This is a genomic window from Pedobacter chitinilyticus (genome assembly GCF_003313385.1).
In the GTDB taxonomy this organism is placed as follows: Bacteria; Bacteroidota; Bacteroidia; order Sphingobacteriales; family Sphingobacteriaceae; genus Pedobacter; species Pedobacter chitinilyticus.
On sequence record NZ_QMHN01000003.1, the window covers coordinates 389,002 to 403,712 of the forward strand.

Below are 14,711 nucleotides of genomic sequence, written 5' to 3' on the forward strand. Positions count from 1 at the left end.
TATTTAAACGACAATAAAGGTAAAGAATGTGCGCTTAAATAAAAAACAGATAAATTTTAGCTAATACTTTCAATTTGTTTTAAAAATATACACATAAACCGTAATTTAGAAATAAAATACAATCAATAAAAACAAAATGCAACATGAAAGGCTGTATATTGCAGCTTTCAACCTCAATCAAAAAAATACTTACACACATGAACAAAAAACTTTTTGTGGCTATTTTAGCATTAATGATTACTGGAACAGCCTTTGCGCAGAAACAAATTAAATCGTGGAACAAAAACCTGGTGATTGCTCACCGTGGAGCGTTCAAAACCCAAAAGTTGCCCGAGAACTCTATTGCTTCTTTAAATGAAGCTATTCGTATAGGTTGTTTTGGAAGCGAGTTTGACGTTCAGCTTACTTCAGATGGCGTGCCTGTGGTTAACCACAATGCCGATTTTTTGGGAAAAGATATTGCGACGAGCACCTATAAAGAATTGGTAGAATATAAAAAGTTAAGCAACGGCGAAAGTATCCCTACCTTGGAAGAATACTTAAAGGCGGGGATGAAGCAGAAAAAAACCAAGTTAATCTTGGAAATTAAGCCTCAAAAAACACAAGAAAAAGAAGAGGAGTTAACCAAAAAAGTAATTGCGATGGTGAATGAACTTAAAGCTACTCCTTGGATAGAATACATTAGCTTTAGTCATTATATCTGTAAATATCTGATCGCTAACGCACCAGGCGCAAGGGTTTCTTACTTAGCTGGTGAAATTGAACCTGCAAAATTGAAAGAGCAAGGGTTTTATGGTTTAGATTATAACCAAGGCGTATTTAAGAAAAATACAGATTGGATTGCACAAGCGAAAGTGGCAGGTTTGATCATTAATGTTTGGACGGTAAATGCTGAGAAAGATATGGATTGGTTGTTAGGAGAAAAAGTTGATTATATCACTACTAACGAACCAGAATTGTTACTGACCAAGGTTAAGAAATAAGGAGTATAAATTCCTTTAAAAATAAAAAAGGCCTCGCAAGTGCGGGGCCTTTTTTTGGTAAATATGATAATAATTAGATTACTTTCACATTAACGGCATTTAAGCCTTTTCTACCGTTTTCAACATCGTATTGAACTTTATCGTTTTCACGAATTTCGTCGATTAGGCCTGTTGAATGTACAAAAATCTCGGCATCTCCATTTGAAGGGATAATGAAACCGAAACCTTTGGTTACATTAAAGAATTTTACTGTTCCTTCTTGCATTATTATTTTAATTAAGTAAGTTGGCAAGGTACAGATTAAATTTGGGATAACACAAAATCTATGGTTAATTTTTTGTTAGAATTTCTGTTTACAGGTTTCCCACTAGGTTGATAGTTACCTCACTAGAGTGTGGAATGCCCATTGTTGTGCCTGGTTTGATCTGTAGCAAATTCTTCAGATAAACATCGGCAATGCCTTGGATCAGCTTCTTCCTGGCAGGCATATCTTCAGGCAAAACGCCCTCAATTCTGGTCACATATAAATTGCCTTTTACATCAACGACTACTGAAAAACGGAAACGAAAAGCTTTGTAGGATTTGTTGATTTCGATCCGATATTCGGGGTACATGTAAGCATAAGATTTTTTGGCATGTGCACTATCTGCATAGGCGAGCTTCTCCACCTTTACATTCTTGCTGTTGGGTTCAAATACCACTGGTTCAGTGGCCGCAAAAGCAGTATCAGGATTTGAAGGATACTTGTAAGTAGCAGCGGATAGTTTTTTAATAAAGGCGGTATCTAATTTTGTTGGTCTTTGTAGTTCTCCAATGGTGGTTTTAAGCACTTTTTCGATATAGTCCTTAGTGTAATAGGTACAGTTTACATCAGAAACTTCGCCTTTAGTAATTACCCTGGCATCAACCTGTAACCGTTGGAGTACAAGGCTATCTTTGGCGATCATTTTTACTCTAAAAAATTCTCTTGCAAAATTATATACCCTTCCATGGTCAAACTGCAAATAAAAAGCTTCCATGCCTCTTTTTTCAGGGCTGTATGCCAACATGGTATCTGGAGCTTTGTATTCTATAATCCAAGTTGGAACCAACATAAAACCATCTTTGTTAAAAGACAGGCCATTGCTAAACCTTCGTTTTACTTCATAAAAACGAACGCCATCCACATCTCTAAAAGTGAGGCTTTCGGTAGGAGTATCATCTTTGGCTTTTGTTTTCTTTTCTGATTGATTGTTGCAGGCGTATAGGGTAACGGAAACTAACGTGGCAATAAAAAATGTTCGTTTAAAGCTCATTTTGCAATTAAGGTATAAAGTAGCGGCACAAAGTTATGGTTTGGCTTTAATAAAAATAACGTTGGCAACCTTTCTTTCGCCTTCGTGGTCCCATTTTTTATTATCAGAAGGAAAATTTACCACACCATTTTCGCCATAACCACTTACCCATAATGTGGTTGAACCGCCACCATCAAGGTTAATGGCGCTGCTGCAGCCCAACCATTTCATGATTTTGGTGAGCTCAAAAAGACTCATCCCAGCAGAGTTTTGCTGTCTTCCATCAACCGTAAGCATTAATACCGTGCCATCTGGTTTGATTCCGATCGCGGTACGTGGATGACGCAATTTGTTAAATGGAACAGAATCCAATTTTTCTTTTTCGTTATTAAGAATGAGAAGTGGCCCGCTAAGCATTACATTTTGATCGGTCAAGGTATTTTCCCAAGTGTCTGAACCGTCCCATTTTTTGATATTGAGCAAATGGTTATTGATGACTACTGCCGCTCTTTGATGTAGTGCTCGAATGTTATTCTTTTCTTCCCTGTTTTGGTTAATAATGGTATCGTTTACTTTAATAAAATCAACCGAACCACCATTTTTTATATCGAAGAATGTACCGTTTACTGCCGCTTTAGCTTGATATTTTTGAGCGAAAACAGCGGTTTTAATCAGTTCTTTTTTGTCGAAACCAATGAAAAACCCAGGGGCTTTTTTATGGTTCTTAATTTCCACAAAGCTGACGTATTGATTGGCTGTAAACAAACTGCTATCTGCAAATTGATAGGTAAAAAGCTTGGTTTTTTTTGCAACCGAAGTTTTTTTCCATTTGGCTTTTGAAAAGCTGAGCGAATCTAGGTCTTGGGCGTAAACATTAAAGGAAATGAGCGTTAATAGTAATACACGGAAAAGAGATTTCATCGTTGGAATTTTATATGCGTTTTTTAAGTTTCAATAATTTGATTAAAAAAGTCTTATCTCGCCAAATTTCAAGAATTACACTGTATCCACTCTTTGCTTTAAAGATATTGCTAATTTCGTCTATGGGATAATCGTCTATGTCTTTAAAGTTGATTGAAATGATTTGGTCTCCTTCCTTTAGGCCGACTAAGTCTGCTGGAGATCCAGGTTCAATTCGAGAGATTAAAGTTCTGGATATTAAACTAGTTTCGGTGAGCTCAACACCTGTTATATCGGCACCAAAAGGGACGTTAATACGAGCATTTTTTTTGACATATCGAGGAATTAAAATCCCAGATGTAGAACCATCGGAGTAAAACTCGATACCAGCCATATCATGTTCAAACGGGTAGTTAAAACGAGCATTTTTTTTGATATACATACATAAATTGCGATAATCATAAGTAACGTTAAACCGACTAAGTAATTCAGCGCCTAAATTGGCATTTCTTTCTCTATTAGTCGTCGTGTCTATTTGATATTTGGGATAATTGGCAAGAACATCCTTGAAAACGAATTTACCTAATTTTAACAATTCGATTCTTCCTATTCGTCCATTTATCGGACCTGTTAATCCATTCCCCAGATTAGCTTGAATAGAGAATGTTGGTAGTGGGAATGGATTTTTTATTAAAGCTTCAAGGGAAATAGCATGGCTAGCACCACAGTCTACCAAGGCTCTGAGTGTTTTGGAACCTAACCCTTCTTGCTCTATATTTACAGAAACATAAGGCTTATTATCAATTAGCTCTAACGGGATTTTCTCTCCTCTGGGTTTTATCTTCTTACCTGGCGAAATGAATTTTAGAGACTTTTCATCATAGTTGATTTTAACAACAAAGCTGTTAAAAAAATTAAACCCTATTAACCCGTAAATCCTTCTACCTACATATCCGCTTAATGAAAGTATTTCATTTTTTAGAAAAACGGTAGGAATATTTTCGCCTTCAGCCTCTCCAACGTTTACGGTAGTGGCGCCCAAAAAGGCATCAATGCCATCAAAATTTCCGTAGCCGCCAATTTTGATATTACGAACATAAGGCACTTTTAAACTTTCTTTTAAGGTAGAATCGGTAACAATCATGGGATTTACACCAGTATCCAAAATAAAATCAAAAGGACCTTTTCCGTTAATATAAATTGGAATAATAATTAGGTTTTTAACGAGACTAAAGGTAATTGTTTGTTGTTTTCGGTTAGTTTGAAATTTGAAATCTTGTCCAATAACACTTATTGGGGTTGAAAATAAATATAGCAATACCCAAAAAGCACTAATAAAGTGAAAATGTATCTTTGGTTTGCAGCAGTTCATAAAACTAAATTAATAAATTAGTGTACACTTGTGTAATTAGAATATTTAAAAGTAAAAATCAACCCTACTGTTTGCGCTACACCAAATAGACGAATAGCAATTTTTCTCATGGATAAGATCAGCTTAAAAAAAGTAATATTTAACGGACTGTTTATCATTGTTTCCCTTGTATATGCCTGTAAACCCAATCAGATCATTTCTAGGAAGGTATCGAAAGAGATTAGAAATTCTCCAATGCTTGGCAAGTATCAGGTGGGATTTGCTTTGTACGATCCTAGTACAAAGCAAATGATTTTGGAAAAAGATGCAGGTAAATATTTTACGCCTGCCTCTAACACTAAATTATTTACTTTTTACGCGGGCTTAAAAATCACACCCGATTCAATTCCTTCTTTAAGATACGTGGAGAGGGGGGATTCTTTGATTTTTTGGGGAACGGGTGATCCATCGCTTTTGCATACTCTTGTAAAGGGCACAAAGGCTATTCAGTTCTTAAAAAACACCGACAAAAAACTGTTTTTTGCCGCAGGCAGATACACTGGAAACTTTTTTGGGAATGGTTGGAGCTGGGATGATTACAACGACTATTACCAGCCAGAAATTACCGAACTTCCTTTGTTTGACAATGTGGTGCTAGTTACTTCAAAGCAGGCAGGCGAAATGAATATTTTCCCAAAAATTTTTAACTCCTGTTTTACCGCTGATAGCAGTAATAAAGCTAAAAATTTTTATGCCCAAAGGGAATTTCTCGTCAATAAATTTCATTTTCCGCCAGTAAAAACAACGGCTAATTACGAACAACAAATTCCTTTTAAAACGGGAACAAATGTAACGTTAACCCTGCTTGCAGATACCTTAAAAAAGGAAATCCAAGTGGTTAATAAGTCGCTACCTGCCAATGCCAAGACTATTTATAGCTCAAAAAGCGATGATGTATTTAGACAATTGATGTTGCCTTCAGACAATTTTGTAGCGGAGCAACTGTTACTTACTTACGCGGATCAATTGGGTTTAGAAATGAACGCTTCGAAAGTAATTGCTGCTGTACAGGAAAAGTACCTTTCCGAGCTTCCCGACAAACCAAAATGGATAGATGGCTCTGGACTCTCCAGAGGGAATTTGTTTACCCCAAGGTCTGTCATCAAGCTTTTGGATATGATTTACAAAGAAGTGAATAACCAAGAAAGACTATTTAGTATGTTGCCAGCGGGTGGAAAAACAGGTACATTAAGAAATGCATATGCCAAAACCGACAATCCTTTTGTGTTTGGAAAAACAGGTACGCTTTCTGGTGTACATAATCAAAGTGGTTATATCATCACAAAAAAAGGAAAACTGCTGTATTATTCCTTTATGAACAATAATTACGTGCAACCTACCGCCGAAGTAAGAAAGGAAATGGTTCGCATAATGACTTTTGTTCACGATAATTTTTAATGTATTGCCGTTTTTTGCAGCAAAAACTGGACTTTTGTTTGCTTTTGATGGGTTTGATTGATCTTTGGTGCGGGTTGTTGCGTTTTTGAAGAAAATTTTTTAATATTACGCTAGCTTTTAAGCCGTTGTAATTTAGCGCTCCTTTAAAAACAACCAACCAAAACCAAACCAACAATGAAAAAACAATTACTCTGTTTATTGGGCGCAACGCTATTTTTTGCTGCGTGTAAGAAAGATGATTCTCCTGCTCCTGTAGATGATACTTATGTGCCAGACAATAGCTTTAAAATTGTGGCCTATATGCCAAGTTATAGAGATCCTGCGACGGTTGCAGACCAGAAGTACAAAATGATTACGCATCTTTTTTATGCATTTTTAAATCCAACCACAAATGCAGACGGTTCTTTGCAGCCGTTAGCACAACAAGGTAGGTTTGCGACCGTTAAAGCTAAGGCAAAAGCAAATAAAGTAAAGTTTGGGATTTCAATTGGTCCTGGTACCGGAGTTACTGAAGACACCTATTTAACCATTGCTAAATCGGCTACGGCGAGAGGGAATTTTGTAAAAAATATTGTCGCTTTTGCTAAAAACAATGACCTTGACGGCGTAGATATGGATTGGGAATATCCAAGAAATAGCAATGGCGGGTCCGAAGCATTTCATGCGCTGATGCAAGAACTTTCTACTGAACTGCATAAAATTGGAAAATTCCTCAGTGCAGCGGTAACACCTGCGGTTTACCAGTCTACAAACAGAGATGCTATTTTGCAAAGTACTTATCAATACATTGATTTTTTAAATATCATGCAGTATGATGGTGCAAATTATGATAGTGCCGAACCATTAAATCATGCTTCTTATAAAATGAGTGTAGCCAGCTTAGATTATTGGCTGGGAAACAGAGGCTTGCCGAAAGTTAAGGCAGTAGTAGGAATGCCGTTATATGGGAAAAGTGCTGGAGGCAGTTCTATTGGTTACAGAGATATTGAAGCTTCTGGAGCGAATGTAAATTTAAATGTGGCTACCGTGAGCGGTGTGCAATATGGTTATAATGGCATTGCCACTATTCAGCAAAAAACACAGTTGGCAAAAGATAGGGCTAACGGAATCATGTTTTGGGAGTTTTCGCACGATAGCAACAACGATAATTCGTTAATTAAAGCCGCAAATGATAAATTAGGGCGAGCTTACTAAAATGAGTACCCAAGAGCATTTTAATCATTTAAATCAAAAATTATCCGCAACAATAGCTGTTAGTGGCAACGAGTATCTATATTTTGGGGGAACCGCTTATTTGGGCATTCCACAAAATAAGGATTTCATTAGCTTGTATATCGAGGGTATAGAGCGCTATGGGCTCAACAATGGAACCAGTAGGGGCAATAATGTCCAGCTGGGGATATACGATGAAGCCGAAGCTTTTATCGCGCAAAAATATGGCGCTGAAGCCGCACTCATCAGTTCTAGCGGATACCTGTCCGCAAAGCTTGTGGTGCAGCATTACGCTACTTATGGGAACATAAGGTATGCACCTAATAGCCACCCAGCACTTTGGCTAAAAGGAGATCCGAAAAATAACCTTGCGTTTGAAGATTGGAGCAAACAAATTGTAGAAGAAATCAATTCCAGCGAAGCTGAAAAATGGGTTTTGTTAAGCAATTCGATGAATAATCTTTATCCCGAAATTTATGATTTTGGATTCTTACAAGAGATCAGCCCTGCTAAGAAGATTGTTTTAATTGTTGACGATTCGCATGGTATTGGGATCCTAAATGCAGGTATAGGCGCTTTGCCAAACGTTCCAAAGCTTGAACAGATTGAAGTGATTGTTGTGGCTTCCATGGCAAAGGCACTTGGATTGGATGCGGGACTTGTTTTGGGGTCTAAACAGGCCATTCAACAATTGAAGCAAAGCGACGAGTTTTATGGCGCTTCGCCCCCTGCCGCCGCAGGCCTATATGCTTTTATCAATGCCAATGATATTTACCACAAAGCCTATCAAAAACTTCAGGATAACGTAAAAAAAACGACCTCATTATTGCAGGAGAGCACTACATGGCACTATGTAGATGGGTTCCCTGTATTTTTATGCAAACAAGAAGGCGTAGCACAACAATTATTGGAAGAAAAAATTCTAATTTCGTCTTTCCCATATCCTGATAGAAATGGAAAGATTTTAAATCGTATCGTGCTTTCTAGTTGGCACAGCGAGGCTGATATTTCAAAATTGGTTTCAGCCCTTAAGATTTAGGTTCTGGAAGTTTTTAGGTTTTAAAAGAATTGAAGATGAAAAAATTGATACTTGCATTGGTTTTAGTGTTAGGCTTACAACAAATAAGCCTTGCTCAAAAAACGCTAAAAGTTTGGATTGTTAGGCATGCTGAAAAAGATACCTCAGATCCAAAAGACAAAGATCCAGATCTGTCTAATGCTGGTGCCCAACGTGCAGAAGATTTGAAAAAAGAGCTTAAAAGTCAACGATTGGACAGTATTTTTTCTACGGATTATAAACGAACCAAACTTACGGGTTTTCCGTTAGCAGATATTACTGGAATCAGCATCCAAACTTACGACCCTTCAAAAGGTGCACAGCTGGTAAAGTCGTTAAAAACCAATGCTGCTGGAAAGAAGATACTGATTGTAGGGCATTCTAATACCATTTTGGAGTTGATCGAAGCATTTGGCGCTAAACGTCCTGTTCCTACCATTGTGGATGAAGAATACGATTACCTGTTTTCTTTAACCATTAAAGGAGACAAGGTGGAAGTAAAAACGGACAAATACGGATCCAAAAGCAAGGTGGAATAACTACAGTTTTTCAAAGGGAATATCCATCAGGTCGTAATCCTGCCACCCAATAAAATCAAAATGCCACCATTCATTATAAATCACCTTAAAGCCGTGTGCCTGCATGGTATTGATTAAAAAGTCACGGTTCTTGATGATATGCGCAGGCAAATTGCTGTAGTGAGGCGCAGCAGCTTCCTCGAAACTATCATATGGGGTCGGCATAGGTACATCTTTACCCGTCTTTAAGTCAATAATACTCAAATCAACTGCACAGCCTCTATTATGTTTTGAACCTTTGGCAGGATTTGCCACAAAGTTTTTATCGGTAGCTTTTTCGTAAAACGATACCGTTACAGCATATGGGCGGTAGCCGTCATAAATCTTAAGTCCGTAACCTTTTTTCTTTAATTCGGCCTGTATCAGCTTTAGTTTTTCGACCACAGGCTTACGTGCAAAAGCCCTGGCCTGTTTATACATTACTTGGCCCATAAAGTTGTTTTTGGTCGCATAGCGGATTTCTAACACCACAGAAGGGATGGCCTTTTTAATCTCAATCAATGCTAAATTCGGATTTTTTGCCACTTCAGCTTGGTAGGCTTTAAAATCGTTGATGACCTTAAGCCCATACTTGTTTTGTGCATTATTTTGCGCACAGGCGCTTAAGCTAAGCGTAAAAAGCAGCAAGAGAAACAGGTTTTTTTTCATCGCCTATTGATTGGAAAGCACAAGTAGTTCTAAATCTTTGTACGGTAGGTTATACATCGTGGCCAAATCTTTATTGGTTAAGTGGCCTTGGTAACAATATAGCCCTTCTCTAATGCCTGGTTTGCTCCAAACCATGTTCATTAGCCCACCCATATCACCAATATCTACCAAAATAGGTGCAAAGATATTTGTTAGGGCATAAGAGGCGGTACGAGGAACCCTTGATGCAATATTTGGAACACAGTAATGAATCACATCGTGTTTTACAAAAGTTGGTTCTTTGTGGTCGGTTACTTCCGAGGTTTCAAAGCATCCGCCTTGATCTATACTTACATCGACCACCACCGAGTGTGGTTTCATTCTGGCCACGGTTTCTTCCATTACCACACATGGGCTGCGGCCATGTTCTGAGCGTATGGCGCCAATCACCACATCGCAGGTAGTAATGGCCTTGCCCAGTACAATGGGTTGCATTACCGAGGTAAAAACCCTGCTGCCTAAATTATTTTGGAGCCTTCTCAACTTAAAAATTGAACTGTCAAAAACCTTCACTTCAGCACCCAACGACAGCGCCGTTCTTGCAGCATATTCGCCAACAGTGCCCGCGCCTAAAATAACAATTTCGGTAGGGGGAACACCTGTGAATCCGCCCAACATTAAGCCTTTTCCGCCAAAGGCGCTACTTAAGTACTCGGCTGCGATGAAAATAGAGGTAGCCCCAACAATTTCGCTCATGGCACGAACTACCGTAAGCACATTTCCTTCATCACGGATGTTCTCAAAACATAAAGCATTAATTTTTTTCTGTAACAAACCTTTAAGCACTTCTGCTTTTAAGGTACCAATTTGCAAAGCAGAAATTAGCGTTTGCCCCTTGTGCATCATGCTTATTTCTTCCAAGGTTGGTGGAGCAATTTTCACAATAATATCTGCCGCCCACACATCTTTTTTGTTGAATGAAATTTGGGCACCTTGTTCACTGTAATCCTTGTCACTAAAATTTGCGCCATCTCCAGCACCAGCCTCTAAAACAACCTTGTGCCCATTATTTACCAAAAGGGCTACCGATAAGGGTGTTAAAGCAATCCTACATTCCTGATAGGATATTTCTTTTGGGATGCCAATAAACAAACTGTTGCTTTTTTTTCCGGTTTCAAGCATTGCTTCTTGGGTTTGAAATAATCCCCTTTGAGCAATGGCAGCCATTTCATCGCGAAGTCCTGTAGCCATTATTGATGGTATAGTTTTAAGCATTGAAGATACGAAAAACTAAGAGATTTTGTCGAAATCATCTTTACAAAATCAATTCTTTAGATGAAGCATACTATTTAAACCAAAAGAGGGGTAACAAATTCGTAATCAACTGATATGTTAATAAGTAAACTAAATATTTATAAGGATATGAAAACAACTTTTACAATTAGCATCATATTGATTTCAGTACAAATCGGATTTGCGCAAGAAAACAAATTAAAGCTATCATTGGGAGCGGGACTAGCTAACGCCAGCAGCGAAAATAAAGAGATGGGAATGGGCAATGGTTTAAATCTGCAGGCAGATGCCTTTGTGCCTCTTCACAGCAAAGGGAGCAATTTTGCTTTAGGACTAAATGTTTTGGGTAACTATGCCTCATTAAAAAATCCCTCTCCAGACAATACTTTAGTGGCAGGACAATATCAAATTTATAACGGAAACTTGTCGGTTACTTCCCAAAAAGGAGCGGCCTCCTCCAGTTTTTCAGGAATGTTGGGGGTTCAGGCAAGTGTTTCCTTTGGAAAAATCAACTTTTCTCCATCCATCAATTCGGGCTATTTAAGGGTTAAGCAAAACGGTTTTGTACAAACAGGAAATGCAACCATTAATGGCCAAAACCAACAGTTGGCATTGGTGAAGTCTGAAGCGAAAAGCAGCAGTGGCCTTGCCTTTAAGCCTCAATTAAAGATAGGTTATGCGCTTAATTCGAATCTTTCACTATTTGTTAGTCCAGCCATGTGGTTAGGGCCCGAAATGAGCCATATCACTTCACAACGTGTACCACAAGGCGGATTCAATGAGAAGAAAATGTATGAAGTCAGTCAATTAGCCAACAGCACTTGGGAGAACAAAGTAAACACCAGCAGGTACAATTTTATGGAGGTGAATTTTGGCTTGGCACTATCCATAGGAAAAACCAAAGGGAGCAAAGGAGGTTCTGGTGCGACTTCATCTTCTTATGCCGCCAGAGTGATGCCAAGCTTAGGAAACACCACAACCGAACAAGATTCGGTAACCACAGCAAACCGTCTATCGATGACACCTACCAGTACTCGCCAAACGCCAAATACTTCTTTTGGCGCCAAAGCACAAGCCAATGAAACGGTCAATCCTGTTTATGAGGACAAAGGAACAAAAGGCGTAAATCCAATGGCCGAGCAAAAATCTATGCAAGGTAATGGCACTACGGCAAGACAGACCCAAGGGAAAACATTTGGTGAGAAAGTTGCAGGAGGGCTTCAGGCCGCGGGGAATTCCATAGTAAATCAATCTGAAAAGGTGACGATGAAAGACATGACCATCTCTAAAAAAGTAGATTTGGCTGTTGATCCGAATGGAAAAAGCATCAGCGAAAAAGGACTGAAACGTAATGCAGAAGCGATGGCTAAACCAGGCCAGCCTATTAAAGGAGTAATTGTAAAGGGCGGTAAAAACCCAGGAGGAAGCATGAATTTGATTTCGAATAACAATGGCGAAATTCTTTTAGATAACCTTGAAATAGGGAGCTATACGTTTCAAATCAGTGTTCCAGAAGAGCCACAAGGAAAAAGCATTAACGAAAAAGGAGTTAAAAGTAATGTAAAAGCGATGGCTAAACCAGGCCAGCCGATAGGAGGAATAGTCGTAAAAGGAGGCAAAAACCCAGGGGGGAATTACTTGAATTTATCCGTAGATGGAAATGGAAAGTTTGATTTTGAAGTATCAGAAAAAGGAAATTATAAATTGGTTGTAGGAAAGGCTATGCCTCAAGTAGGAAAAAGCATCAACGAAAAGGGAGTAAAACGTAGTGCTGCGAGAAGAAGGGTTGAGGTGTTGAAAAGCAATAAAACGGGAGCTTCAAGTGCCAGCACCAAAGAAGTAAGAACCTACACAGGCGGGCGCAAAAATGAGCCGCAATCAAAAAGTATTAGCGAGCAAGGAGTTGCTGGGCCCAAAACAAAGGACAAACAAAAAGCAAAGGTTAAAGAAAAAGCCACCAGTGGCCTTAAGGATGTATTGAAAACGAATGTTTAATTCTATTCTTCCACTTTTGAAAATTCAAATAACCGTTGCCCCTTGTCGGTAACGGTTATTTGAACTTTAATATACGCTCCAGGAAGTAGCTCTTCTACTTTCGACGGCCATTCAACCAAACAATAACTACCGCTGTAAAAATACTCTTCGTAACCAATGTCGTAAGCTTCTTGCGGGTTTTTAAGCCTGTAGAAATCGAAATGGTAAACAGTGCCATGGCTGCTTTCGTATTCGTTCACGATAGAAAAAGTTGGACTGCTCACCACATCGGTAACGCCCAAAGCTTCACAAAATGTTTTGATAAAAGTGGTTTTTCCCGCAGCCATTTCTCCTTCAAAAATGAAAAATCTCTGATCATTGGCGTAGCTAAGAAGTGCTTGAGCTACTTTGGGTAATTCCTCAAGCGTATTAATGGTTAACTGCATTTATTTGGCACTATAAGTTACAATAGGGATAATCATTTCTTCCATAGAAATGCCTCCGTGCTGAAACGTCTCATTATAATAATTTACAAACTGATTGTAATTGTTCTGGTAAACAAAATACTGGTCTTCTTTGGCAAAAATATAGTTAGAACTAATATTTACCTTAGGCAATTTCGCTTCATGTGGATTCTTAATCAAAAATACTTCCTTAGGATTGTAATTCAAATTTTTACCTTGTTTGTAGCGTAAGTTCGTATTGGTACTTCTGTCGCCAATTACTTTGCTCGGTGTTTTTACACGAATAGTGCCGTGGTCGGTGGTAATGATTAGCTTCACACGTTTTTGGGAAATTTTCTTGATCAAATCTAACAAAGGCGAGTGCTCAAACCACGATAAAGTCAATGATCGATAGGCCGCATCATCGTTTGCAAGTTCTCTAATCATTTGCATGTCGGTACGAGCGTGAGACAGCATGTCCACAAAGTTGAAAACAATGGCATTAAATTCATTGTGCATCAAATTGTTCACTTGGTCCACTAAGTCTTTTCCTTGGTCAAAAGTAAGAATCTTGTGGTAGCTGAATTTGCAATCCTTTCTTAAGGAACGCTTAATCTGGTCTTCCAAGAAAGCCTCTTCGTGTAGATTTTTCCCACCCTCGTCATCATCATTTTGCCATAGGGTAGGGAAACGTTTTTCCATGTCTAAAGGAGTAAGTCCTGAAAAAATGGCGTTTCTAGCGTATTGCGTAGCGGTAGGTAAAATACTCGAATAGGTATCTTCTTCCTCTAAACGGAAATATTCGCTAATTAATGGGTTAATGATCTTCCACTGGTCATATCTCAAATTGTCAATTAAAATGAAAAACACGGGGTTTGTATTGTTGATCAGTGGGAACACTTTTTTCTTCAGCAGTTCGTGCGAAAATAAGGGAGCATCAGCACTGCCATTAATCCAGTCTAGATAGTGATTTTCCACGAATTTTGAATACTGCATATTAGCCTCTGCCTTTTGCATGGTTAATATTTCATGCATCTGCGGATCATCTAGCTTCTCCAATTCCAGTTCCCAAAAGACTAGTTTTTTGTACACCTCTACCCATTCATCGTAGCTCAACTTATCGTTAAGCGTCATCCCTAGGCGTCTAAAATCTTGTTGGTAGGCGGAAGATGTCTTTGCGCTGACTAATCTTTTATTATCGATCAATTTTTTGATGGTCAGTAGCACCTGTTTCGGATTTACGGGCTTAATCAAGTAATCATCTATTTTCGAACCGATGGCATCTTCCATCAAGTTTTCTTCCTCGCTTTTGGTAATTAACACCACAGGGACATCGGAACGGATATTCTTAATGGCAGAAAGTGTTTCCAGCCCAGTGAGGCCTGGCATGTTCTCATCTAGGAAAACTAAATCAAAATGTTCTTTTGCAAAAGCTTCTAGTGCATCATTGCCATTCGTAAAAGTGCTTACAGCGTAGCCTTTTTCGTTCAGCAACAAAATATGCGGCTTAAGCAGGTTAATTTCGTCGTCTGCCCATAATATCTTCGTTTCCTGCATGTTA

Annotated in this window: 14 protein-coding genes; 6 read left to right on the forward strand and 8 right to left on the reverse strand. The window is 38.6% G+C overall.

Annotated elements, in window-relative coordinates; translation table 11 throughout:
* Window positions 1-197: 197 nt before the first annotated feature.
* Window positions 198-983 carry a glycerophosphodiester phosphodiesterase gene (locus DUT70_RS11920; RefSeq protein WP_113647557.1) on the forward strand — a complete coding sequence of 262 codons (786 nt, stop codon included), beginning with the start codon at window positions 198-200 and terminating at the stop codon, window positions 981-983.
* A gap of 73 nt (window positions 984-1,056) precedes the next feature.
* Here the strand turns inward: DUT70_RS11920 and DUT70_RS11925 are convergent, their stop codons facing one another.
* The 4 genes from DUT70_RS11925 to DUT70_RS11940 all read right to left on the reverse strand — a co-directional run bounded on the left by DUT70_RS11925 (window position 1,057) and on the right by DUT70_RS11940 (window position 4,529).
* Window positions 1,057-1,248: a cold-shock protein gene (locus DUT70_RS11925; protein WP_113647558.1), complete on the reverse strand. Its 192-nt coding sequence runs from the start codon at window positions 1,246-1,248 to the stop codon at window positions 1,057-1,059.
* 88 nt (window positions 1,249-1,336) lie between these two features.
* Entirely contained in the window at window positions 1,337-2,278 is a 942-nt protein-coding gene (locus tag DUT70_RS11930; RefSeq protein ID WP_113647559.1) for a hypothetical protein, read from the reverse strand.
* 33 nt (window positions 2,279-2,311) lie between these two features.
* Window positions 2,312-3,178: a phosphodiester glycosidase family protein gene (locus DUT70_RS11935; RefSeq protein WP_113647560.1), complete on the reverse strand. Its 867-nt coding sequence runs from the start codon at window positions 3,176-3,178 to the stop codon at window positions 2,312-2,314.
* A gap of 10 nt (window positions 3,179-3,188) precedes the next feature.
* Window positions 3,189-4,529 carry an aspartyl protease family protein gene (locus DUT70_RS11940; protein WP_113647561.1) on the reverse strand — a complete coding sequence of 447 codons (1,341 nt, stop codon included), beginning with the start codon at window positions 4,527-4,529 and terminating at the stop codon, window positions 3,189-3,191.
* Between the two features lie 108 nt (window positions 4,530-4,637).
* Here DUT70_RS11940 and DUT70_RS11945 point away from each other — a divergent pair, with 108 nt between their 5' ends.
* The 4 genes from DUT70_RS11945 to DUT70_RS11960 all read left to right on the forward strand — a co-directional run bounded on the left by DUT70_RS11945 (window position 4,638) and on the right by DUT70_RS11960 (window position 8,774).
* Window positions 4,638-5,966, forward strand: a complete 1,329-nt coding sequence (locus tag DUT70_RS11945) for a D-alanyl-D-alanine carboxypeptidase/D-alanyl-D-alanine-endopeptidase (protein ID WP_113647562.1) — start codon at window positions 4,638-4,640, stop codon at window positions 5,964-5,966.
* A 174-nt stretch (window positions 5,967-6,140) separates the two neighbouring features.
* Complete coding sequence (locus DUT70_RS11950; RefSeq protein WP_113647563.1) at window positions 6,141-7,160, forward strand: glycosyl hydrolase family 18 protein; 1,020 nt, start codon at window positions 6,141-6,143, stop codon at window positions 7,158-7,160.
* Between the two features lies 1 nt (window position 7,161).
* Window positions 7,162-8,217 (forward strand): aminotransferase class I/II-fold pyridoxal phosphate-dependent enzyme, encoded by a 1,056-nt coding sequence (locus DUT70_RS11955; protein WP_113647564.1) that lies wholly within the window; start codon window positions 7,162-7,164, stop codon window positions 8,215-8,217.
* Window positions 8,218-8,252: 35 nt separating this feature from the next.
* Complete coding sequence (locus DUT70_RS11960) at window positions 8,253-8,774, forward strand: phosphoglycerate mutase family protein (RefSeq protein WP_113647565.1); 522 nt, start codon at window positions 8,253-8,255, stop codon at window positions 8,772-8,774.
* On the opposite strand, the gene DUT70_RS11965 is transcribed toward DUT70_RS11960, so the two are convergent.
* Both DUT70_RS11965 and DUT70_RS11970 read right to left on the reverse strand, forming a co-directional pair.
* Entirely contained in the window at window positions 8,775-9,461 is a 687-nt protein-coding gene (locus DUT70_RS11965; RefSeq protein WP_113647566.1) for a M15 family metallopeptidase, read from the reverse strand.
* Window positions 9,462-9,464: 3 nt separating this feature from the next.
* A complete protein-coding gene (locus DUT70_RS11970; protein ID WP_113647567.1) occupies window positions 9,465-10,691 on the reverse strand; it encodes an alanine dehydrogenase in 1,227 nt (408 codons plus the stop codon).
* Between the two features lie 171 nt (window positions 10,692-10,862).
* On the opposite strand from DUT70_RS11970, the gene DUT70_RS11975 reads away from it, so the two are divergent.
* The gene (locus tag DUT70_RS11975; RefSeq protein WP_113647568.1) at window positions 10,863-12,728 is read left to right on the forward strand and encodes a hypothetical protein; all 1,866 of its coding nucleotides are present in this window, start codon (window positions 10,863-10,865) and stop codon (window positions 12,726-12,728) included.
* Between the two features lie 2 nt (window positions 12,729-12,730).
* Here DUT70_RS11975 and tsaE read toward each other — a convergent pair whose 3' ends face one another.
* Both tsaE and porX read right to left on the reverse strand, forming a co-directional pair.
* Window positions 12,731-13,153 carry a tRNA (adenosine(37)-N6)-threonylcarbamoyltransferase complex ATPase subunit type 1 TsaE gene (gene tsaE, locus DUT70_RS11980; protein WP_113647569.1) on the reverse strand — a complete coding sequence of 141 codons (423 nt, stop codon included), beginning with the start codon at window positions 13,151-13,153 and terminating at the stop codon, window positions 12,731-12,733.
* Window positions 13,154-14,707, reverse strand: coding sequence for a T9SS response regulator signal transducer PorX (gene porX, locus DUT70_RS11985; RefSeq protein WP_113647570.1), 1,554 nt, complete (start codon window positions 14,705-14,707; stop codon window positions 13,154-13,156).
* Between the last annotated feature and the right edge of the window lie 4 nt (window positions 14,708-14,711).